The sequence below is a fragment of the Terriglobus albidus genome, assembly GCF_008000815.1.
GTDB classification, from domain to species: Bacteria; Acidobacteriota; Terriglobia; order Terriglobales; family Acidobacteriaceae; genus Terriglobus; species Terriglobus albidus_A.
On record NZ_CP042806.1, the window covers coordinates 4,457,193 to 4,476,293 of the forward strand.

Below are 19,101 nucleotides of genomic sequence, written 5' to 3' on the forward strand. Positions count from 1 at the left end.
TCCGGATGCCATGGGCGATCGCGTCCGCTGCTGCTGCAATCCGTAAGATTACGAGACCAACGCCAGGCCACCCATCCGGAAAGATAGAGAAGAGTCTTTGCAGCGCACACCTCCTCGTGGCAATAAGCCATCACCTCCGAAGAGACTAGCCTCATTCGAAGCGATTTGAACCCCTAGATTGAGTGCCTTTGAGGAAGCCGGTGTCGGCCTTCAATCCTCAACAAGGAATCTAAAGCTGGATGATTCCCCGTCGCACTCCGATAGCAACCGCCTCTGTGCGGTCGCTCGCTCCTAGCTTCCCCATGATGTGCTTGATGTGCCCCTTGACTGTCTCCTCTGAAATAAAGAGAAGCTCTGCGATGTCGCAGTTTCGGTTACCTTTCGATATCTGTTGTAGGACTTCAATTTCGCGCCTGCTCAACGCTTCATGACCGAGATGCTCGGCAAGGTGAGCCAGCACTTCCGGCGGAATATACCTCTTGCCCGCGTGCACTTTTCAAATCAGTTCTACGAGCTGTTTACGCGGCATACTCTTGAGCATGTAGCCTTGGGCACCTGCCTCTAGCGCTCTCTGAATCTCAGCATCACCCTCGAAGGTTGTAAGCATAACGACACGCGCATTCGGGAACTCGGATCGGATGGCGATCATCGCGTCTATGCCGCTAATGTCCGGAAGTCTGAGGTCCATGAGAGTCACGTCAGGCCGATGCTCTCTAAAATGGAGGATTGCTTCGCGGCCGTTCGATGCCTCGCCAACGAGAAGCATATCGGGTTCATTGCGGACGATGGCAGCAATGCCCTCCCGCATCAGCGGGTGGTCGTCGACGCAGAGGATCTTCATGGGGTCGGTCACAGTCATGGGAGGTTGGAACTCCTTCCGTTGTCGCTGGATATTATTGAATGGTCACGCAGGCGCCGGGGCCACCAGAACAATTTCGGGAGTTTATGTGGATTCCGGAATGCGATTCTAGCCGGCAAGGTCAATTCCAATTCTGTTCCAGAGCCAATGCGGCTTCGCAGCTTCAGTCGGGCACCAATCGACTTTGAACGTTCACGCATACCTGCAAGGCCCCAATGACCCTTCTTTGCCTTTGCTCACGGTTTTTGGGTCTATGCCACAGCCGTCGTCGCTTATGAGCAAACGAAAAGAGCGACTGGCGTACGATATCTCCACATGCACAGCCTTGGGTTGAGCGTGGATGAATGCGTTATGTACCGCTTCACGCGCTATTTAGGTAAACCTCGTTGCGGATGTCTAGATGTAATGGGCGCGGGGTGCCTCGCGCTACGACGCGGAATCGACAATCTCACCAGTTGGGCATTCCACCGCCAATTTTGAAAGCGCATTTGCAAGATCCTCACTGTCTGTATCGCTGAGACGGAGATGTTGAAGTGCGTTCCTGCCCTCTTCCGTGACTTGCCGCATCATTTGCAGGATTCGTTGTACGAGTGCCTTGGTCGAAGATCTGTCTCGCAGCCGAAGGCATTTGATGCTGCACATAAAAAGACATCACGCCAAATACCGATCGAGCTACATCTTGAGGTAAGATGCGTGCATGCGAGAAGTAACGTGACATAGGAAAGCCAGGAGACTGCAAGGAGCGATTCGTACGAAGCCCCGAAGTCAGGAAATTGGTACTCAACTTGGGCAGTGGGCGAGGCTCCTGAGGCTTGGGCACCCGCCGCCGATGTCGCTCCAAGCATGCGCGGGATTCGATAAACGGCAACCGGGCGAGTTACCAATTGACCTAGTGGATAAATTCACGGTGTGGTGCATCGTTATAAATGGAGCGGAGTGATGAACCTCGAAGGCGTGGTTTCGGAACTGGTGACTGGAACAGTCTCTATCTTTACGCTGCGCACGAAGGAGGGAGCGCAGACGCATGTGCAGGCAGAGCATGTTCCCCCGGGATTGAAGAACGGCGACACAGTCCGTATCACTGGTCACAACCCACCTGATCCACCTTTTGTGGCCGACTCCGTGGTGCGGCTGACAGTGCCCTCAAGCAGTAAATGGAAATGGATTACGGCGGGGGCCGCTGTTTGCCTGGTGGTCGCGCTGATGTTGCTGCTACGAGCGCCCGAGCAGAGCAGAAGGCAGGTACCAGATGACACGGTGATTTCAACCCAGCCAGTCGTTCCACCTCAGGAAGTTAAGCATGCTGTTCCTGCTCCCTCCCCGAGTGATCCGGTTGCCGTCCCGACGCCGCTAACACCACCAGCCGGCATAGCTAGCATTATGAATGTCAACAGCACACTCTGCCTAAGCCCTGCCGGCGGTACGAATAACCTGAACGAACAGGTTGTTCAGTTCGTCTGTGATAAAGACGCGGCGCGGGTCTGGCGATTTTCCATCATCGACGGCGACATCGTAAAAATTATTAACGGGAAAAGCGGTCTTTGCCTGACCATCGCTGGAGGCAGAGCGGATATAAATGCTCCGGCGGTGCAATACACCTGCGACGGTGATCCTTCACGCCGCTGGCGTTTTGCCGCTATCGATGCAAAGACATTCCGTTTGGTCAACCTGCATAGTAACCTCTGCCTTACCATCGCAGGAGGCGATAGCTCCCTGAACATGACAGCGGTTCAATACGCTTGCGATGCAGATCCCTCGCGCACGTGGCGCATCGCACCGTAGGTGGGATTTAAGAACATTGCCTTACCTGGGCCTCATACTGTCATCGAACGAGCTGTTACCAAGTCCTTGGTACCATCTGCTACGGCTTTTGTGTTCCTGAATTATTCAGCTTCACACTCTGTTTCAGCTTGAATTCCTTCAGGACAATGGGAAGCGGCTTGAAGATGATGGGTGGTAGGAAGCCGGGACACGGTTGAATCCGGGTGCCAAGTTGTGAAGGCTGATTGACGTGCGTGCCATCGATTGTTGCCGCCGCTACAGGGGCGGCAGCGACATTCGCGCTACGGGCGCTATAGCTACCCGGTGGCAGATTGTAAAAGTTCAACCAGCCGTTCGCATCGCTTGTTCCCTCTCGTGTCTGATTGTTCCCCATAACCTCAACAGCGGCATTTGCGACGGGTTGATTGCAGTTGCCAACGCGGATCGACCACGCATACGGCGAAGTAACCTCAATCGTCTCTGCCTCCTTCGAGCCGCCCCAATTAATACTTTGAATAGATGCGGCGGTGGGATTCGGATAATTCCAGCGCGTACGAACCGTTGGGTACATTCTTAAAAGACACGATCCCCTTGGCATCGGTCTGCCCTGCCATCTTGAGAATCCCATTCTCATCCAGTAGATGGATTGGCAGCTTCGCTTGTGGCACCGGAGGTGTACCCTGGACAGCCAGCGCCGTCAGTGTGGTTCTTTACCGGCCATAGAAACCAGGCCGCGATAAGCAACAAGAAGGCACCGGCTACAGCAAACCAAGGCCAAAGCACTTTTTTCTTTTCCACCTTGATGATCGCGATGGAGTCGGCCAGGAACGGCGGGTCTGGTGGCATGCTCCCCGTGACCCGAACACGATCTCCACTTGCACCTCCTGGTCTGGTTTCATATTGTTGAGCTACGAGTCGCTACTTCAACGAGAACTCAAACTCTGCCGCGATCAACGAGATACTACAGTCGCCTATGGCTTCCACGTAAAGGGCAATGCAGTGGTTGCCAGCATCAAGCTGCTTGTTGATTGCGAAACTCTGGTAGAAGGGCGCTGCGGGCGCTACCGTAGCGCTAAGCAGCGTCGTTTTCTCATGGCTGTTCCGCGTCGCATCCCATCCGGAACGATCCAATTCCAATTGAATTCCAGCCGCGTTGCGCTCGCCCGCGATCACGAAGGTCTTCAGGCGATCAGCCATCATTGGCACGGGGATCGAGATCGTTCCCTTCGCGCCGCGTTGGTCGCAATAAGTCTTGGTCACCCCAACATAAAAGTCCTGCGCCGTCTTGGAGGGCTCCACAAAGCTGCTTGGCTTGAATGCCATGCGGACCCATCCGCTGCGCAGCTCTGGCCGTAGTTTCGCGAGCGTGACGCTGGCTGCTGCCAATTCGTTACCGCCAACGGAGCCCGGAGCCAGGCGTGCGCCGGCAAGCGGACGGGCGGAGATGTCGATTGCGGAGATCCGGCCGCCGGCAAACTGCACGCGTCCAAGCAGCAGTTCCGGGCTGTCCAGTCGCGGCGCCTCGATCGCTTCGCTGATTACGCAGAGTTCAGCATGTCGCGTGTAACTTCCTGCGTTGTCCTTGGCCGCATCACTTTCCTGAAACTCTTCAGCATAGGCGAGTGTGACGAAGCTTGTGGCGTTGCCGTTTGCAGGCTGAAGCGAGAGTTTTTGCGCGGCCGGAAGCATCAGTGAATTGCCCTTGGCATCGATCGCCGCACCGGGTGTGATGGCCACAGTTACATCGTCGATTCGCAGCAGTTCCAGCCCGGAAAGGATGCCAGGAGTGTGCAGCGTTGCGCCGTGGTTTTTCTGCAGGGCAAGATGGTAAGCCTGTTCATCCTGAAAATCCTGCTGATCCAGTAACTGACCGGTGAAGTAGTTCGGCCGGGAGCCGCTGCGTACGCGAAGTGGCATACCTCAAGCTCCTATCTGCTTCGGCAAATCTGCCGAAGGTGTTTCGGGCACAAACGTGACCTCTAGCTTGTACCGGGTGTGTGCTGGTTTCGCAAGATCGATCATGGATTGCAGACCAGCCTCCAATTGCTCCGTCTCTGCTGCCGCTGTTTTTTTCCCCGGCAGCGTGAGTGTGACCTCGAAGTAAAAGGGTAGATCGCGTCCCAGATAGGTGCTGACGCCCACCACCGACTGCCTGCCCACAGTCAGCGTGACAATCTCCGGCTCGCGGACTATTGCCGTCCCGCCCGTCACAATCTCCAGTAGCTCCGTCAATCCCTTCCGGGTGCCTCGGTAGGCAAACAGCTGACCGGCACGGGCGATGAGCATGCGTGCTCGGTTGCTCGGTAGATGGTCGGGTAACACCACAGCAAGCCAACCGGCCAGCCACGGCAAAAACTCGTCGGGCGTGCGGTGCGGATCGATCTTTTGCGGCAGGCTTTGAATGATCTCCCGCAAACCCGGCCCTTCCGTGGGCAATGCAGCCGTGTCCCCTAGCAGCATGGCTTCGAGAGGCCGCAGAAACGCGTTCAGTTGCGCATTGTCGTGAAAGATCTCCGGCAGGTTCTGAAGAAAACGCTCTGGCTGTGCAGTCATAGGACGGACCTGCCTGGGGTACCTGCGGCGGATGGCGATTCTGTGAGCAAGATGGTCACGTCGCCGGGTAATTCATCCGGCTCCATCGCATACGAGATCAACTCTCCGCGCGGGTTGCGTTGGAGCCGATCGAGTTCCCCGTTGTCCGGAACAAGCTCCTCGAGCTCGCGGCCGGATGGCACTTCGACCTCACGCTGGGCATGCCGTATCTCGGGCTGCGATGTCAGCACACGGTACAGATCGGAGATAAAGACAGCGCGACCCATTGGCCAACCCTTGCCGTCCACACCGCCACGCACCGGGTCCAGGAACCGAAGCAGGGCACGACGCCCCGCCTGCACGGCGGACTCGCCTGGAACACCGCTGACCGCACTGATCTGAACGCGAATCGTGAAGCTGGAGATGCGCGCCGCTGTGACATGGACACGCGTCGTCAAGATTCGCCGCTCGTCTAAGAAGGCGCTTACTACCCTCAGGATTTCCGGCATTTCCGTCTCCGCAACACCCTCCGCCGGCAGCAGCGCAACGCTGACATGCCCGACACGCCTCGCCATCCGTGCCATCGCAGAGCTCTCTGCAAAGTTGACTTGCGGCCGACAGATCGCACGTCCCACCCGCTTGTCGGCGCGGCAGCTCAGCAGCTCGAAATCCTGCGCGGTCACAGCCCGTTCAGGGGTGCGTTGTTGCAGAACGGCCGCCGCCAGCGCCGCTTCCAGCGCCTCACCACCCAGCTCCGGCACGTCGTATTCGCCACGCATCAGCCGCAGAAAGCCAAGCCGATCCGCGTCTGTCAGCTGCCCCGTCTGAAAGATCAGGATCTCCGTGAAGTACGCCAGTAATTCCAACAGCGTGATGCCTGGGTCGGCTGCATTGTGATTGGTCCATTCGGGCGCGGCAGAGGGCAGCAGGCCGATTGCCTCATCGACAAGTTCGCGATAGCTCCATGTGTCCAGCGTTTGCGTCTGTGAAGCCACGGAACCTCCTTTCTTTAGGCTGGAATCAGCGTGAAAGTGACAGTGATGTCGCCTGGGCAAATGATGAAATGACTGGTTTGAGCCGCGCCAGCGCGAAGTTCCCTTGGAGTGATGTCCAGGGTGCGCACGTGGTCCACGTCGGGCGCGGTGGACACCAGCGCCAGAATGTCCGAACGGTACGGCTGTCGTCCGAACTCCCATCCCTGGCCATCGAAGCCGCCCGTAAGCGGATGGGAAAACGCGGCCACTCGGCTGCGAAGCAGGAATTCTGTTTCCACAATGCGGTCCAGGCGGGTTATCGCCACCTCGATGGCTACATCGATTGCAAGGTAGTCTGGCCCTACCACGACCAGACTCACCGTCGGACTCTGCCGCTCCATCAGGTAAGTCTGTACGGTGTGCAGTAGATCCGCATCCGGATGGGGTCGAGGATCGACGCTACCAGGCACGATCAGAATGCTCACCACGCCCGGTGCCCCCTGCCGTGCGCCTGCATCGGCAGCAAGGTCCACACCTGGAACGCAATGGGCACGGGCCACAGCTGGCGAGGCCAGCAGAGCTAGATCGGCATAGTCCTCTACTGTGACTGCGCGGCACCTGTGTCGAAATTGACGTGGCGCCCGATCCAGCAGTCCGCCTGGTGATTCCGCGTCCGCACCGCCTGAGGCTTCCACCATATTGGTTACGGAACGCACGTACGGGATCGTAGTCTTCATCTGCACGATGCGCTGCCGACCTCGATTGCCTGCGGTCCCGCCACCGGTGCGGTAGATCGCCATGCGCAGATTATTGCTGCCGCTCGGTGTCAGCCTGCCGTGCACTCCGTCACCAAAGACGATTTCGCCCGTGATGCGGTCCAGCGTGTAATGCCGATCCTCCGGACCCGAGCTGCGCAGATCTGGCACGCGCTCGTACGGTACCCAATGTTCGGCACGCCCGGAGCTGACGGAGTGCGAGAGTTCGCGAACCTCCAGGCGCTCCCCTGGTAGAACGGGGCTGCGCGCCGTCTTGACTCGCTGCCCTGGCAGCGCGTTCCCAGAGCCCAGGATCTCGTGTGTGCTGGTCACGGCCTGCGTGGCGGACACCGTATTCAGCAGCACCATACGGAGAGCCGCCGTAAGGTCCGCACCGCCCGCACGCCACGGCACGCGTAACCAGTGACGCCGCAGCCCGAATAAGGTGCTGGCCTGCGCGGCTGCCGGTGCAAGCAGCGTGACCGCGCCGGAATAAGAGAAGGCAGCAGTTTCATCCACGACACCGAAGTCCTGCCACGCCGAACCGTTCCAGCACTGCCAGGCGATGCGCTGCGAGGTTCCTTCCGCGAGCTGCCCTGCGCGCTGGCGGCTGCTGTCAAAGACGAAGTAAAGCGTCATGGGCAGCGTCGGCAGACCAAGCCCCGGGAGGGATTGAAAGCCGCAGTAGAGCGCCGGCTCAACCTCTGCCGATCGCCGGAACAACAGGACGCCGCTGCCGGGCGTGCGCAGACTTTCCGATACATTTTCCGTCTGCCACGCATGCGTTACCAGCACGGTCGCCGACCTCGACGCTGCCTGGTGCAGGCTATAGCTACCAAGCACGCTATGCAGAATCGGCGCGGATACGGTCGCGGGTTGATAGACGTACTCCGGCACGCCGGGTTTCGACTCCCGTACAGCGTAGCCAGCATCCTCGCCGTAGCTGTTCGCAGCCAGCCGGGCGCGCAGCCAAAGCGCTGTCACGCCGCCAACGGTCGATGCGCGAAGCTCAGCTGGCACCACAAAGGTCACCTCGCCTGACGCGGTAAAGGCACGCGTGCTGTCGCTGAAGCCATTGCCGGAGTCCGGAGTAGCGGCCGAGGTCGTCATCATCCCCAGCAGCTGCCATACCGCGCCGTCCCAGAACTCCCACGCGACCCTGGCATTACCCGCCGCATTCACGCGGGGCACCGGTACATCTCCTTCGCCGACGGCCGGATTGGTCACATGGACCTGGAGCTTCACCTGCGTTGCCGCAACGCCAAACAGTTCAGGCTGCGCCAGGTACAACGTGTCGCCGAACCTTGGCCGGTCGCCGAACGGGAAGAAGTCCTTGTCGAGTTCGAGCGTGCGGCTGCCCGACGACGCCTGAACCAGACGAACACCATCGCCGCTCAGCGTGCGCTCCAGCGTCAGGGAGCGGGCATGAACCGCCGCGGCCAGAGGGCTCAGCAGCCGGCAGCGCAGCCAGTAAGCTGTCTCGCCTTCGACTGTAGTTTCAGGAAATGCCGGCATGTCCTGAAAGACAACATCACCGCTCTGGGTCATGGCGTTGGTGCCATCGCTTGTGGGCGTAAGCGTCAGCGCCTCTGAGCCGTTCCATATCTCCCATGCAACGACAGGCTGCGTCGCGGAGAAGACTTCTTCAAGGTCGAAGCTGAGCACAAGCTGCCGCAGCGCCTGCTTGCCGAAAAAGGCGGTGTCGCCGACCCAAAAGGCATGCTCCATCGGCGAGTTGCCGGTAAATATCGGGACGGGCTGCTCTGCGGGATCGGAAAGCAGCGACGACAGATCGGTATAGCGGTCGGTCTCCGGCACCTGCACCATCAGGCGATCCAGTTGCGCGGTGGACACGACCACTTCGCGATCTGTCTCAAAGATCACAGGTTTGCTCTCGCCCGGACTCGGCGCAGAGGCCACCTGTACGCCGGCCGGCACCACGGCCGCGATGGTCGCACCCGGGACCGGGCTAAATGTCAGCGGGACGCGCGCCGGCTGCGGCGGCATCACCGTCACTCCCAGTTGCTCTAAGAACAGCTCACGATGCTGGTCCGAAACGCGATTGATGCGCTCGACCACAAGTTCGGCAAAGCGGCCGAAGACCTGTACCAGACCCGCGGCGGCATCGCGACGGCTCGGGTCTGCCGTCCAGCCGGGGATATCCTGCGCAAGGCGGCGGTGCGCCTCCGCAATAAGGTCGGCGCGACTGCGCGGATCGACTGCGGGTGCGGCCGGCATCATGCGCGCCCCTGCAGATAGAACGGGTACACCAGGTTGTAACGGCTGTTTGTTCGCAGAATCCGATAGAGAAGATGAATTTCGAGGACCGCGCCATTGCTGGCGGGGCGCACGTCGAGCGCCAACAACTCGATGCGGCGCTCCCATACCTCCAGCGCCAGCCTGACCTCGTACGCGGCCAGGCTGGCGGTCGCGGCGTTGTTGGGCGCGAACACCAGCTGACTCAAGCCGCTGCCGAAATCCGGTCGCATCACCCGCTCACCATGCGCAGTGCTCAGAATCGTCCAGATGGACTGCCGCACGCTGCTCTCATACGCTGTAAGACGCACGCCGCCGTCCGCAATCTCCACGGGAAAGCTCCAGCCGACGCCGAGGAAGTCGATGCTCATCGTGTTCTCCTATCCGGCCAGAACCGTACCAGCCGCAATCACGGTACCGGCAGGCATATCCGCGGGATCGTTGCAGGTCATGGCGGTATCTCCGTTGCGAACGGCACCCTTTCCGTTGATCAGCACCGTCACGCTGCCGGCTGGGACGCTGGCCTGGTTCGATGGTGGCACCTGAAAGCTGATACCCGGCGGCATGGGGAGATGCGGTGGTGTGTTCACCGCCTTGCTGTCTACCGTAGCCGCCGGCAGCCCGCCAATGAGGACGTTCTGGCTCAGGCCGATCTGCAACTGTCCGCTGAAGGGGTGTGGCAGCGGCGTCGGTACCGGCCCCGCCGCGCTGGGCACCATAACAATGTGCACATCCACCGCCACCACCTTGTCGCCAAGCTTTGCTGCGGGCTGTCCCATGACGCTCCTCTTCTTGATCAGTACGCCTATCGTCTGCGCTTCAGTTCAGGTTGATCAGGCTGCCTTTGATGCTGGCCTGTCCGCTCGCCGTCACGTTGATGTCCTGCGATGCCTTGATGGCCACTGCAGCCGTTGAAGTGATCTCCACGCCTGCCCCGGTGAGCGTCAGCTTGCCCTGGGCTTCGACCTTCACGTTGCCGGCAGCGTGGATGGTGATGCTGTTGTCAGCGGTTGCAATGGTGATGTTGTTCTTCCCACTCTTGTCGATGATCTGGATCTTTTCCGCGCCTTCCGTGTCGTCCAGGCGCACCATGTGGCCGCTGCGCGACTTCAAAAAGCGATGGTTGTTTTTGCCGTCGGCATTTGCGTCCGGCGGCTTATCCACGCCGTTCCACAGAGACCCCAGCACGTAGGGATGATCGACCGATCCCTGCTCGAAGGCGATGAGCACCTCGTCACCCACCTCTGGCAGCAGGTACAGGCCGCAATCTTTGCCGGCCATGGGCGTCACGATCCTCGCCCAGTGGCTTTCGTCGCTTTCATCAAGCCACGGAAACTTCACCTTCACGCGGCCCAAGCCCTCGGCGTCCTTGTTGTCTGTGACCAGCGCCATCGCGACCCCAAGCGGGTGCGCGGTGCGCCGGTTCAACAGTAGGTTGGGCAATGTTCCCTGGCTCAATTTGCGTTCCTTCTCGCTTCGAAGCTGGTGCGGTAACCATTGTGGCTGTAGCGATGCGTGGCAGAGGTTATGTAGTACAGACCGCTGTGTGCCTTTCCAAGTCCGTCCAGGTGCACCGTGATGCCCGCGCGCAGATCGGTACGGCCGTTCAACTCGCTTTCCGCTCGTATGTAGTCAAGTGCCATCCGCTGCAGCCTGGCCTTTGCAACCTGGTCGGCATCTGCCTGGCTGGATGTCGGGTGCGAGCCGCCATTCCATGTCGCATCGCCAAACGCCGAACTGGCCGCCGCGATGCCAAGCGCCTTGCCGCTCATCGTGGAGCTTTCGTCGTCGCTCGAACTCTGGCCCACGCGCGCTCTCTTGCTGGCGGCATCCCACGAACGCATGGCCACGGCTCCGACCTGCTGCATGGACGAGCGGTAGATGCTGATCTGCTGCAGGTCTGCGGGATAGTTGAGCGTAAGGCTCTCTGCCGCTGTATGTTTTCTGGCGCGGAAGATCAGGCGGCGATCGCGTACAAAGACCTCGTAGCCGATGCGTTGCGCTCGCGTCTCCAGAAACTCTGCGTCCGTCAGGTTGTTCTGCAGAACATAGGGGTAAACCTCGCGGGTTGGCTCGGTCTCGACGATCAGCCCATACCGCCCTGCGATCTGCTCCACGATGTCACTGTCGGTCATATGGGTGAACGAGTGTGTTTTCCGTCCGCGCATCAGCCGGTGGCCTCGGTCGTAGCCCCGCACCACAAAGCGCGGCTCCTGGCCGGCCGCGCACACCAGCTCTGAGCCGGTTATCTCTCCGGTCATGAGCGTCTCGGTCTGATCCATGTAGCCCAGCTTGATCTCCAGTGTCTTGCCTATCGCAAACAGCTCGTCGTCACTCCACTTCATACCCGGCCGCGCAGGATCCGCACCCCAGTTCATCAGGCTCAGCGAAAACGTAGCCGGGTGCTGCACCTCTTCACGCACAAGCACGCTAAGCAGGTCCTGCGCCGCCTCGCCGGGCAGTGGCGTGCCGTCTACGGTCACGGTCACAACGGAGACAAGGTTCATTACGCTGGAAGCTGCCATCGCGTTAACGGTCCACCGTAGGGATCATCAGCACGCGCCCCGGCCGCAGGTCCAGCGGATCGGTAATGTGGTTGGCGACAGCGATCGGACGCCACAAGGCATCGTCATGCAGGGTTTCGCGTGCGATGCTGGCGAGCGTATCCCCGGGGTTGACCACGTAAACCTTGTTGACATCGGCAGAGTGCGCTTCGGTGCTGCCGTCCGGCGTGGGCGGTATCCACTGGGTAAACTCGCAACGAAGAGTAGCCCGCAAGGGTTTCCCATTGGAACTGAAGTAGCTGAGAGTTTGAGTGATCTTGCTCGCGTGCCCGACGAACAGCACTTTACCGTTGGGGTATCCCTCACCCCACGTGAGCTGACAGAGTGGCGGCCTGTGCAGGTCCACGTCCATCCGTACCAGGTTGATCACGCGCGAGGTGTACTTTCGTACGTCCTCGGGAAGTTTGTCGGCAGACACCGAATCGTCGCCAGTGACCGGTTCCGTGGTGTCGAACAGCAAATCGAAAGTGAGAGTGTCCAGTAACCAATGTTGGAACTGGTTCAGCGCAAACTTCGCATTCAACGACGGAGGCGGAACTGTTCCGTTCACCCATTTTGCGGCCATTGTGTGCGCCAGGCTGGCGGGATTGAACATTACCTGGAAGCCCTTGTTGTCCTTGATAAATCTCGGGCTTCCAGTGTCACCCTTTTTCTCCACCACGATCGTCATCTTTGAAATGGCCGTCGGTTTGTCACCGAGGTCGCTATTGATCGACTGATCGATGTATCCCGTAACTGGGTTCCCTATTCCCATGCGCTTACCCCCCGGCGTTCCGCTTCCAGTTCCATCGTTCGCGCGAACCGATGCAGCACCTGTTCCGCCAGTTCGTCCAGGTCCAGCCCGTGAAATGCTTCGAGGGCCTTTGTCGCAGTGTTCGAAGCGTCGTGAGCTGTCGCGGCGCTGCTGGTCAGTGCGCTGGACTCACCTCGTTGCGGCGAACTTTCCTTTGCATGCTGTGCATCGCCTTCACTCCGTTCCACCCTGGCCAGGGCCGCGGGCGCACCGATCGCGGCTGCCCGCACTACGGTCACCGGCCCAGCCTCTCGCGTCGCAGGAATCTCGCCGACCGTGTCATGAGCCGCTGATGTTCCTGCCAAGGGTGCGGACGGTGTTCCCTGCGCGGGGGAAGCGGCAGGCTGCCCATCGGGCTTGTTGGACCGTCGGAGATGCTCAGCGTTGAGCGGCGGGTACGGCTCCTGGATCTGCCCCATGCCACCAGCCAGCAATGCTGCCGTTACGGCCTCAGTATGCTCTGCGGCCGCGGACTGATGATACATCTCTTCAAGCTTCTCCTTCTCTTCTTTCTCCTCCTTCTTCTTCTTCTCCTCCTCAGCCTTTTTCTTCTCTTCCGCTTCTTTCTTCTCTTGCTCAGCCTTTGCGCTTTGCGTGTGTGCCATTGCCGCTGCATCTGCGTTGTGCGTCGCAGCTCCAGCGTGCCCACGGTCCTTTTTGTGGACAGCGGAGATGGGTTGCTGCTTTGTGGGTTGCGCGTCAGCCTTGACGACGGCCGCGGCCGGCTGCGATGCGGGAGTATCTGCTGCCGTTTTCTGCGTTGCGGCTCCCGCTCCTCCACCCGCAGCCGAAGACGAGTCCGCCGGCGCGGGCGGTTTTCTTCGCTCCGGTAAGACCGTCAGCAGTTTGTAGGTTTGCCCTGCCTCGCCCATGCCTCCAGCCAGCAGCGCGTTGTGGGTGCGCTCCAACCCCTGTACCCATGCGCTCTGGCCATACATGTGCGAAACCTCGTCTTCGGTCAGATCCGGGGGATCATCCTCCGTTTTCGGCACAGGGTGCTCTAGCGACTTTGATGGTGCTGTCGGCTGGGCACCCTTCGTCTCAGCGGTGCCTGGTGCCGTGCCGGGTGCGGATACTGTCGCGCTCGCGGGTATCTCTGCCTCGTGTCGCGTTGTAGATGCAACGACCGCGTTCACTGGCAGCGGTGTCTCTTGCACGTTGCCACCGGCTGCGACGCCGGAGCGGGGATCGATTGGCACACCAGGCACGACTCTCGGCCGCGGCGCAGCGGTATTGCGTGTATTCATGGAGCCGTTCCAAACCTGGTCGGCTGGCTCATCCGTTCTCCAGCGCTTCTCAATCTCCCGCACGAACCGCCGAACCGCGGCACCTGGCATATCTGCCAGCTGAGACAACTCGTCGCGTTTGATCATGAGCGCACGTTCGTAACGCGCCAGCATCTCGCGCGCCCACGCTTCCAAGATTCCCTCCATCGCACCCTCCCTTCCGCGTGGCTGCGTTGCTGTTACAGAGAAGCGATCGCCGAGACGCCGCCGATTGCCATGCCAGTCAGATTCAAGTCTTTGCTTATGCCGCGATGCACCAGCTCGATGCTTTCGAAAGCGACCGCAGCTTCTCCCGCCTTGAATGCCGGCCCGGTCCATTTCACCGGATAGGCATCCCGGAAATTCCAACGCCACATTTCGAGCAGGTTGCTTGTCATCAGCACGATCGATCCGTTGCGCCGCTCGATCTTGCCCTGCATCGCGTCGGCGTGCCATTGCCACAGCATGTCTGCCGTTGTCAGGCCTCGCTTCAACACAAGACGTGAGTGCTTCACTCCGCTTGTGCGGACCTCCTCAAAGTCGTTCTGGCCGCCTTCGGGCACCGGAAAGGTCTTGAGTTCGACGTCCAGGCCGGACACCTCCGTGAATCCACCCACCAGCAGTCCATCAATCTCGACTTCGAAATGATGTGCCATGGCGGGATCGACTCGATTGCCCAGTCCAAGGCTGCCAGCGATGCTCATTGCCGTTCCAACGCGTGCCATCGCTGTACCGAAGTTGCCCATCAGTATCCTCGCTCCTGCGTTCCGTTCAAGCGTTCGTTCATCTGGGACACTTCCTGCACCCAGCGCCTGCGTTCGAAGTGATCCATGCCCATGATCTGGTCAAAGGGCCAGTGAAAGTAATAAGCCAGGTACGCTACCTCTCCGCGAAGCTGCTCCGGAGGGTAGCTCATGCTTCCCCCAACCGGCCAACCTCTACCTCAAAGTGTGTCGAGCAGTGCGGGCAGGCCACGCCCACCCTGGAGTGGCCGGTGCTGTTGATGCGTCGGTAGAAGTCCTGCAGGTACGCCAGGTCGGCAGCGAAGAGGTTCTCCATCACCTTGGGGTTGATGTGCGTCAGCTCGCCCAACTGGGTGACGACGCGTGAGAGCAGGATCAGAATGAGATAGCCGCTGTTGCTCTGCACGCGTGGGTCTTTCATGGGCGCGATCTCGTCGTAGGCAGTTGCCAGCCGCATCACGCCGTCGCGATGCAGGTTTCCCTCGGCATCGGGAGCGCCAATGGGCAGGCGGAACGGAAATTCCGTCGTCATCACGGCCGATCCACTCCCTCATGCGCAATGACAAGCGATTCAATGGCCACATCGGTCGCCGTGGCGGTCAGCGCCGGACCTGTCCAGGAGGTGGGCCAGCCCATCTTGAAGTTCCATCGGACCTTCTCCTGGCCAGCTTCATCCAGCAGCACGACGGAACCATTCTTGCGTTCGGTCTTGCCATCGACGACCTTCTTGCGCCAGTTCCAAAGCTCCCTATCGTCAGAGGAACCCCATTTCAACGTGATGTTGTTGTAGTTCTGCAAACCAACCAGCTTGCGCGGCGTAAGTGGATCGTTGCCCTCGCGGTAGGGAATGACGGTGTTGCTGGAATCAAGGCCAGTGCATTCGCGAAATCCACCGCGCTGGATGCCGTCGATCTCAATCACGAAGTGAAACGCGTGATACGGTGCTTTGCGATCATCAGAGGAAGGCATAGTTCCTACTCCTTTTTCGTTGTTGGGGAATTCGTGCTGCCCAGCGTCAACTCACCAGCACTGTAGGTCAGGCGCACCACGATGAACTCCGCGGGCGCAACGGGTGCGATGCCGATTTCCGCAACCAGCATGCCCGCCTCACGCGTGGCTGCTGTGTTGGTCGTGTCATCGCAGCGAAGATAAAACGCCTGCTCGGGGGATGCCCCGGCCAGCGCGCCCTTGCGGTACAAGTCCTCAAGGTATGCGCCGACGGTGCGGCGTACACGGGCCCACAGGGCTCGCGTACTCGGCTCAAAGGCGATCGGTGCAAGCGCGCTCTGCAGCCATCGCTGCAACGTAAGCAGCACGCGGCGCACGCTGATGTGGCGCCATTCGTCGTGGGGGTCGATCGTACTCGCTCCCCATACCCGCAAACCGCGCCCGGGAAACGACCGGATCCAGTTCACCTGGCTACGCCCTTGTGCCGTCGCAAATACCTCGCCGTCCAGCCTGCGGATTCCGGAAAGGCTCCGGTTCGCTGGTGCATAGAAGACACCGCGCTGACGATCGTTGCGCGCATACGAACCGGCAATGTGACCGCACGGTGGCACCGCAATGGCAAGCGGAGATGGAGCATCCGTCACATCCGTTGCGTCCAACAAATCCACCACGAGCCATGGACTGTAAACCGCGGCGCTGCGACCCTTCAGTTGGGCCACCTGCTGTGCTGCTGCCTCGGGTGATGCGCCCTGCAGCGTATCCAGAATGGCGAAGCGCTCGGCGCCCGCATCGCACCACTCCACAACGCGGCGCTGCAGTGGGGCAAACCATTGCGGTGCCTGCGAAAGATCGGGCAGGCAGATGAGGTCTGCGTCCTCCAGCCCTTCCACCTGGTCGAGTGCCTCATCCAGGGCCGCCATGGGTCCCAGCTCAGGACGGAGTGCATAGACGTAGCAGAGTTCTCCACCGTTATCGAAGAAGCCACGCACAGCCGCCGCAAGCAATCCGCTCGGAGCATTGATGCCATAGAACGCGACGAACTGCGCCCACGAAAGTACAAGCCGTGGTATGCCAACGTGCACCGTAGCGTGCGCCAGAAACACGGGAACACCCGTGTGAAAGCTCCGCCGCGGCGTCGCTTCGATCTCTTGGAGGTACAAGCCCGGTAGGATCAGCGCTTTCATGTTTGTGTCCTACTGGCCCTGAGGTCCGGTCCATTGACTGAGGCGGAAGACTACGAACTCCGCAGGCCGCACAATCGCCACACCGATCTCGGTCACCACCTGGCCAAGTTCTCGCAACTCAGGCGGATTTGTTTCACGATCGCATTTCACGTAGAACGCCTCGGCTGCCGTCGCACCAAAGAGTGCGCCGTCACGCCAGACCGTCGTCAGAAACGCGGTCACGTTGCGTGTAATCTTGGCCCACAGGCTTAGATCATTTGGTTCGAAGACCACCCACTGCGTTCCCTCGTCAATGGACTTGTAGAGAAACAGCGCCGTTCGGCGAACGTTGATGTAGCGCCATTCCCCATTGCGATCGCCGCCGATGGTGCGCGCGCCCCAAACGCGGATGTTGCCGTTCAGGCTCCGGATGCAGTTCACCCCAACGTTATTCAAGCCATCCTGTTGCGATTTACGGATCGGATACTTCAAGCCGAGGGCACCCAATACGACCTCGTTCGCAGGCGCCTTGTGGACGCCGCGCGAACTGTCTGTGCGCGCATAAATGCCAGCCATGTGACCGCTTGGCGGAACGAACGTCAGGCCTGGTCCATCCGGATAACGCGTTTTCACGCCCGGGTCAAAGACCTGCACCCACGGAAAGTAAACAGCTGCATTTTTTGAGCCATCCGGCAGTAACGAGGCATCGATGGTGTTCACGGTCTCTGGAGTGTCCATGATGGCAAAGCGATTGCCCGTCGCATCGCAATGCGCCACCAACGCTGCGCGAACGGCAGTGTCCGTGATGCCCGGCGCTGCCACGATTGCAATCTCGTCGACACTTTCCAATGCCTGCAGAGAACTGTTCAGTTGAACGGTCGAGACCATACGGGTGACATACAGGCGCGTACCTCCGTTGTTGAAGAATCCGAAAACGGCATGCACCAGCATGTTATGTTCTGGATCGGTAGAAAAGTCTCCGTAACTCTGCTTGAATTCGGCGAAATTCGTGAATAAACGAGGCTCACCCGCCGGAGCTGCAATGGGGAACACGCGTAACAGGAAGCGGCTCGTTTTGTCAGGCGCGGCACCAACGACTGATTTCAAGGGAGGAGTTGGCCCATCGCTACCCTTTGCTTCCTCGCTACTCTTTGCCCCATCATCACCGGCCTTGGACGAGGCTTTGGTGACGGGGGAAGGAGCGACAGCGGATGCCATGGCAGCGGCGGGATCGTAGTCAGGATTTCTCTCGGGGATTGAAACGGTATCGGGAACAATCGCCAGGAATCCTGCTGTACTGGTACCGACGCCTGCAATCGCCTGCACCGCGGAAGGAATCTCCTGGACATACACGCCCGGAGAAAGATATGCGTTCGGCATAGCTGCTGCTCCTTGAGGAAACAAACCAGACAACGAGTTACAAACTGAGGATCTGAAAAATCAAAGCGTTCCGAACTGCGATATCGCGCTGATTCGTAGTAGCGTCGTGTAACTACTCAGGGGTTAGGCGGCGCGGGTATTTGGGGGTTAGGGGTGCCGGCAGCTCCAGATCGAGCCATAACATCCGGAAATCTTCCTGGTGGTAATCACCAATCTCCGCCAGGACCTCGCATTGCAATCCTTGGTGATTGACCGCGATCATACATGGGCCTCGCATAAGGTCCACGAAAAAATAACTGCCGTCTTCGCCTGTTCGGGCGTGCGCCACGACCGCACCATCTTTCGCCCGTTGCGCCGACAAGGCGACGTCGGCTATGACCTGCTTTGCGGCATCGCGCACAAAACCACCGATCACGCATTGGTGTGACATCGTCTCCCACTCAGGCACGGGGCGTCTCCGGCGAGGAAGGTTGTTCGGTGATACTTCGGAAGCGAACAGTGCGACCCGTAACCAACGGCGTTCCTTGCGGAGCGAAGACCGGCACGGGAAAGGTCACTTCATAGTCCAGCGATAGCTTCTGTCGATTGCCCAGCGCCTGGTACACCGACGCTGCTCGAGCAGGACTCGCGTTGGAGAGCTTGCCCGTAACCGCGCCCGCCGACAGTCCTGAGAGAGCACCCATGAAGACCTCAGCGGGCAACAGGGGCGTGCCCAGCAGTGCAGCTGTCAGCGTACCAATAATTCCATGCTCCTGACTTGCGTTCACATCCGTCTTCTCGTCTGTCCAAACCGTGATGAGGTAGGTTGCACTTAGAAAAACCGGTGGCCGCTGTACTTGCGCTGTACCGTCCGCCTGTCGCTGCACGGTCGATGCGTTCTCACGCATATCATCGCGCTGCGTAATTCCGCACAGGAAGAGGTTGATGAGGGGCAATGCAGTCTCTTCCGAAGGAAACCCAGTGCCAGGATTCGCGAACGAAATCTCGGGGGGGCCTGTCGGAGCCGACGCGCAAACCGGTTGCAAAAAAGCCTGCAGGGTCTTGTCGAGATCATCAATCACACGCACTCCTTGCCCGCATCTACGTCGCCGCTTCTTCTTGCCCTTAT

General features: G+C 59.7%; 23 protein-coding genes. 1 reads left to right on the forward strand and 22 read right to left on the reverse strand.

The window, feature by feature from the left end; translation table 11 throughout:
- Positions 1 to 229: 229 nt before the first annotated feature.
- From FTW19_RS26365 to FTW19_RS26480, 3 genes are all read right to left on the reverse strand, one after another.
- Positions 230 to 493, reverse strand: a complete 264-nt coding sequence (locus tag FTW19_RS26365) for a response regulator transcription factor (RefSeq protein WP_348641823.1) — start codon at positions 491 to 493, stop codon at positions 230 to 232.
- 3 nt (positions 494 to 496) lie between these two features.
- The gene (locus tag FTW19_RS26370; protein ID WP_348641824.1) at positions 497 to 859 is read right to left on the reverse strand and encodes a response regulator; all 363 of its coding nucleotides are present in this window, start codon (positions 857 to 859) and stop codon (positions 497 to 499) included.
- Positions 860 to 1,051: 192 nt separating this feature from the next.
- Positions 1,052 to 1,231, reverse strand: a complete 180-nt coding sequence (locus FTW19_RS26480) for an ATP-binding protein (protein WP_222705602.1) — start codon at positions 1,229 to 1,231, stop codon at positions 1,052 to 1,054.
- Positions 1,232 to 1,798: 567 nt separating this feature from the next.
- Here FTW19_RS26480 and FTW19_RS17680 point away from each other — a divergent pair.
- Positions 1,799 to 2,641, forward strand: coding sequence for an RICIN domain-containing protein (locus tag FTW19_RS17680; RefSeq protein ID WP_147648852.1), 843 nt, complete (start codon positions 1,799 to 1,801; stop codon positions 2,639 to 2,641).
- Between the two features lie 79 nt (positions 2,642 to 2,720).
- Here the strand turns inward: FTW19_RS17680 and FTW19_RS17685 are convergent, their stop codons facing one another.
- The 19 genes from FTW19_RS17685 to FTW19_RS17775 all read right to left on the reverse strand — a co-directional run bounded on the left by FTW19_RS17685 (position 2,721) and on the right by FTW19_RS17775 (position 19,054).
- On the reverse strand, positions 2,721 to 3,191 hold the full coding sequence (locus FTW19_RS17685) for a carboxypeptidase-like regulatory domain-containing protein (RefSeq protein WP_147648854.1): 471 nt from the start codon (positions 3,189 to 3,191) through the stop codon (positions 2,721 to 2,723).
- A gap of 347 nt (positions 3,192 to 3,538) precedes the next feature.
- On the reverse strand, positions 3,539 to 4,537 hold the full coding sequence (locus FTW19_RS17690) for a hypothetical protein (RefSeq protein ID WP_147648856.1): 999 nt from the start codon (positions 4,535 to 4,537) through the stop codon (positions 3,539 to 3,541).
- Positions 4,538 to 4,540: 3 nt separating this feature from the next.
- Positions 4,541 to 5,173: a phage tail protein gene (locus FTW19_RS17695; protein WP_147648858.1), complete on the reverse strand. Its 633-nt coding sequence runs from the start codon at positions 5,171 to 5,173 to the stop codon at positions 4,541 to 4,543.
- Positions 5,170 to 6,147 (reverse strand): hypothetical protein, encoded by a 978-nt coding sequence (locus FTW19_RS17700; RefSeq protein ID WP_147648860.1) that lies wholly within the window; start codon positions 6,145 to 6,147, stop codon positions 5,170 to 5,172. Before FTW19_RS17700 ends, FTW19_RS17695 begins: the two co-directional genes overlap by 4 nt.
- A gap of 14 nt (positions 6,148 to 6,161) precedes the next feature.
- Complete coding sequence (locus tag FTW19_RS17705; protein ID WP_147648862.1) at positions 6,162 to 9,122, reverse strand: putative baseplate assembly protein; 2,961 nt, start codon at positions 9,120 to 9,122, stop codon at positions 6,162 to 6,164.
- Positions 9,119 to 9,508, reverse strand: a complete 390-nt coding sequence (locus FTW19_RS17710; RefSeq protein ID WP_147648864.1) for a GPW/gp25 family protein — start codon at positions 9,506 to 9,508, stop codon at positions 9,119 to 9,121. Before FTW19_RS17710 ends, FTW19_RS17705 begins: the two co-directional genes overlap by 4 nt.
- Before the next feature lie 9 nt (positions 9,509 to 9,517).
- Positions 9,518 to 9,916, reverse strand: a complete 399-nt coding sequence (locus FTW19_RS17715; protein WP_147648866.1) for a PAAR domain-containing protein — start codon at positions 9,914 to 9,916, stop codon at positions 9,518 to 9,520.
- 40 nt (positions 9,917 to 9,956) lie between these two features.
- Positions 9,957 to 10,595, reverse strand: a complete 639-nt coding sequence (locus FTW19_RS17720) for a phage baseplate assembly protein V (RefSeq protein WP_222705473.1) — start codon at positions 10,593 to 10,595, stop codon at positions 9,957 to 9,959.
- Positions 10,592 to 11,644 (reverse strand): phage late control D family protein, encoded by a 1,053-nt coding sequence (locus FTW19_RS17725; RefSeq protein WP_187143040.1) that lies wholly within the window; start codon positions 11,642 to 11,644, stop codon positions 10,592 to 10,594. Before FTW19_RS17725 ends, FTW19_RS17720 begins: the two co-directional genes overlap by 4 nt.
- 22 nt (positions 11,645 to 11,666) lie before the next feature.
- Positions 11,667 to 12,455 carry a LysM peptidoglycan-binding domain-containing protein gene (locus tag FTW19_RS17730; protein ID WP_147648870.1) on the reverse strand — a complete coding sequence of 263 codons (789 nt, stop codon included), beginning with the start codon at positions 12,453 to 12,455 and terminating at the stop codon, positions 11,667 to 11,669.
- Entirely contained in the window at positions 12,446 to 13,927 is a 1,482-nt protein-coding gene (locus FTW19_RS25870) for a hypothetical protein (RefSeq protein WP_187143041.1), read from the reverse strand. The genes FTW19_RS17730 and FTW19_RS25870 overlap by 10 nt, the downstream gene beginning before the upstream one ends.
- Positions 13,928 to 13,959: 32 nt before the next feature.
- Positions 13,960 to 14,505 carry a phage tail protein gene (locus FTW19_RS17745; protein ID WP_222705474.1) on the reverse strand — a complete coding sequence of 182 codons (546 nt, stop codon included), beginning with the start codon at positions 14,503 to 14,505 and terminating at the stop codon, positions 13,960 to 13,962.
- On the reverse strand, positions 14,505 to 14,675 hold the full coding sequence (locus FTW19_RS25875; RefSeq protein WP_187143042.1) for a DUF6760 family protein: 171 nt from the start codon (positions 14,673 to 14,675) through the stop codon (positions 14,505 to 14,507). The genes FTW19_RS17745 and FTW19_RS25875 overlap by 1 nt, the downstream gene beginning before the upstream one ends.
- The gene (locus tag FTW19_RS17750) at positions 14,672 to 15,034 is read right to left on the reverse strand and encodes a hypothetical protein (RefSeq protein ID WP_222705475.1); all 363 of its coding nucleotides are present in this window, start codon (positions 15,032 to 15,034) and stop codon (positions 14,672 to 14,674) included. The genes FTW19_RS25875 and FTW19_RS17750 overlap by 4 nt, the downstream gene beginning before the upstream one ends.
- On the reverse strand, positions 15,034 to 15,471 hold the full coding sequence (locus tag FTW19_RS17755) for a phage tail protein (RefSeq protein ID WP_147648878.1): 438 nt from the start codon (positions 15,469 to 15,471) through the stop codon (positions 15,034 to 15,036). Before FTW19_RS17755 ends, FTW19_RS17750 begins: the two co-directional genes overlap by 1 nt.
- A gap of 5 nt (positions 15,472 to 15,476) precedes the next feature.
- Complete coding sequence (locus FTW19_RS17760) at positions 15,477 to 16,634, reverse strand: phage tail sheath family protein (protein ID WP_147648880.1); 1,158 nt, start codon at positions 16,632 to 16,634, stop codon at positions 15,477 to 15,479.
- Between the two features lie 9 nt (positions 16,635 to 16,643).
- On the reverse strand, positions 16,644 to 17,993 hold the full coding sequence (locus FTW19_RS17765; RefSeq protein ID WP_147648882.1) for a phage tail sheath family protein: 1,350 nt from the start codon (positions 17,991 to 17,993) through the stop codon (positions 16,644 to 16,646).
- 112 nt (positions 17,994 to 18,105) lie between these two features.
- The gene (locus tag FTW19_RS17770; RefSeq protein ID WP_147648884.1) at positions 18,106 to 18,441 is read right to left on the reverse strand and encodes a carboxypeptidase-like regulatory domain-containing protein; all 336 of its coding nucleotides are present in this window, start codon (positions 18,439 to 18,441) and stop codon (positions 18,106 to 18,108) included.
- Positions 18,434 to 19,054, reverse strand: a complete 621-nt coding sequence (locus tag FTW19_RS17775; RefSeq protein ID WP_187143043.1) for a Pvc16 family protein — start codon at positions 19,052 to 19,054, stop codon at positions 18,434 to 18,436. The genes FTW19_RS17770 and FTW19_RS17775 overlap by 8 nt, the downstream gene beginning before the upstream one ends.
- Between the last annotated feature and the right edge of the window lie 47 nt (positions 19,055 to 19,101).

What these genes read in the sequence shown, in the direction of transcription:
- FTW19_RS17755 (WP_147648878.1), bottom strand. Translation starts at nt 15,471, where the DNA reads ATGCCTTCCTCTGATGATCGCAAAGCACCGTATCACGCGTTTCACTTC.
- FTW19_RS17680 (WP_147648852.1), top strand. Translation starts at nt 1,799, where the DNA reads ATGAACCTCGAAGGCGTGGTTTCGGAACTGGTGACTGGAACAGTCTCT.
- FTW19_RS17695 (WP_147648858.1), bottom strand. Translation starts at nt 5,173, where the DNA reads ATGACTGCACAGCCAGAGCGTTTTCTTCAGAACCTGCCGGAGATCTTT.
- FTW19_RS17715 (WP_147648866.1), bottom strand. Translation starts at nt 9,916, where the DNA reads ATGGGACAGCCCGCAGCAAAGCTTGGCGACAAGGTGGTGGCGGTGGAT.
- FTW19_RS17690 (WP_147648856.1), bottom strand. Translation starts at nt 4,537, where the DNA reads ATGCCACTTCGCGTACGCAGCGGCTCCCGGCCGAACTACTTCACCGGT.
- FTW19_RS25875 (WP_187143042.1), bottom strand. Translation starts at nt 14,675, where the DNA reads ATGAGCTACCCTCCGGAGCAGCTTCGCGGAGAGGTAGCGTACCTGGCT.
- FTW19_RS17750 (WP_222705475.1), bottom strand. Translation starts at nt 15,034, where the DNA reads ATGACGACGGAATTTCCGTTCCGCCTGCCCATTGGCGCTCCCGATGCC.
- FTW19_RS17730 (WP_147648870.1), bottom strand. Translation starts at nt 12,455, where the DNA reads ATGGGAATAGGGAACCCAGTTACGGGATACATCGATCAGTCGATCAAT.
- FTW19_RS17710 (WP_147648864.1), bottom strand. Translation starts at nt 9,508, where the DNA reads ATGAGCATCGACTTCCTCGGCGTCGGCTGGAGCTTTCCCGTGGAGATT.
- FTW19_RS17685 (WP_147648854.1), bottom strand. Translation starts at nt 3,191, where the DNA reads ATGTACCCAACGGTTCGTACGCGCTGGAATTATCCGAATCCCACCGCC.
- FTW19_RS17760 (WP_147648880.1), bottom strand. Translation starts at nt 16,634, where the DNA reads ATGAAAGCGCTGATCCTACCGGGCTTGTACCTCCAAGAGATCGAAGCG.
- FTW19_RS25870 (WP_187143041.1), bottom strand. Translation starts at nt 13,927, where the DNA reads ATGGAGGGAATCTTGGAAGCGTGGGCGCGCGAGATGCTGGCGCGTTAC.
- FTW19_RS17765 (WP_147648882.1), bottom strand. Translation starts at nt 17,993, where the DNA reads ATGCCGAACGCATATCTTTCTCCGGGCGTGTATGTCCAGGAGATTCCT.
- FTW19_RS26370 (WP_348641824.1), bottom strand. Translation starts at nt 859, where the DNA reads ATGACTGTGACCGACCCCATGAAGATCCTCTGCGTCGACGACCACCCG.
- FTW19_RS17705 (WP_147648862.1), bottom strand. Translation starts at nt 9,122, where the DNA reads ATGATGCCGGCCGCACCCGCAGTCGATCCGCGCAGTCGCGCCGACCTT.
- FTW19_RS17725 (WP_187143040.1), bottom strand. Translation starts at nt 11,644, where the DNA reads ATGAACCTTGTCTCCGTTGTGACCGTGACCGTAGACGGCACGCCACTG.
- FTW19_RS17745 (WP_222705474.1), bottom strand. Translation starts at nt 14,505, where the DNA reads ATGGGCAACTTCGGTACAGCGATGGCACGCGTTGGAACGGCAATGAGC.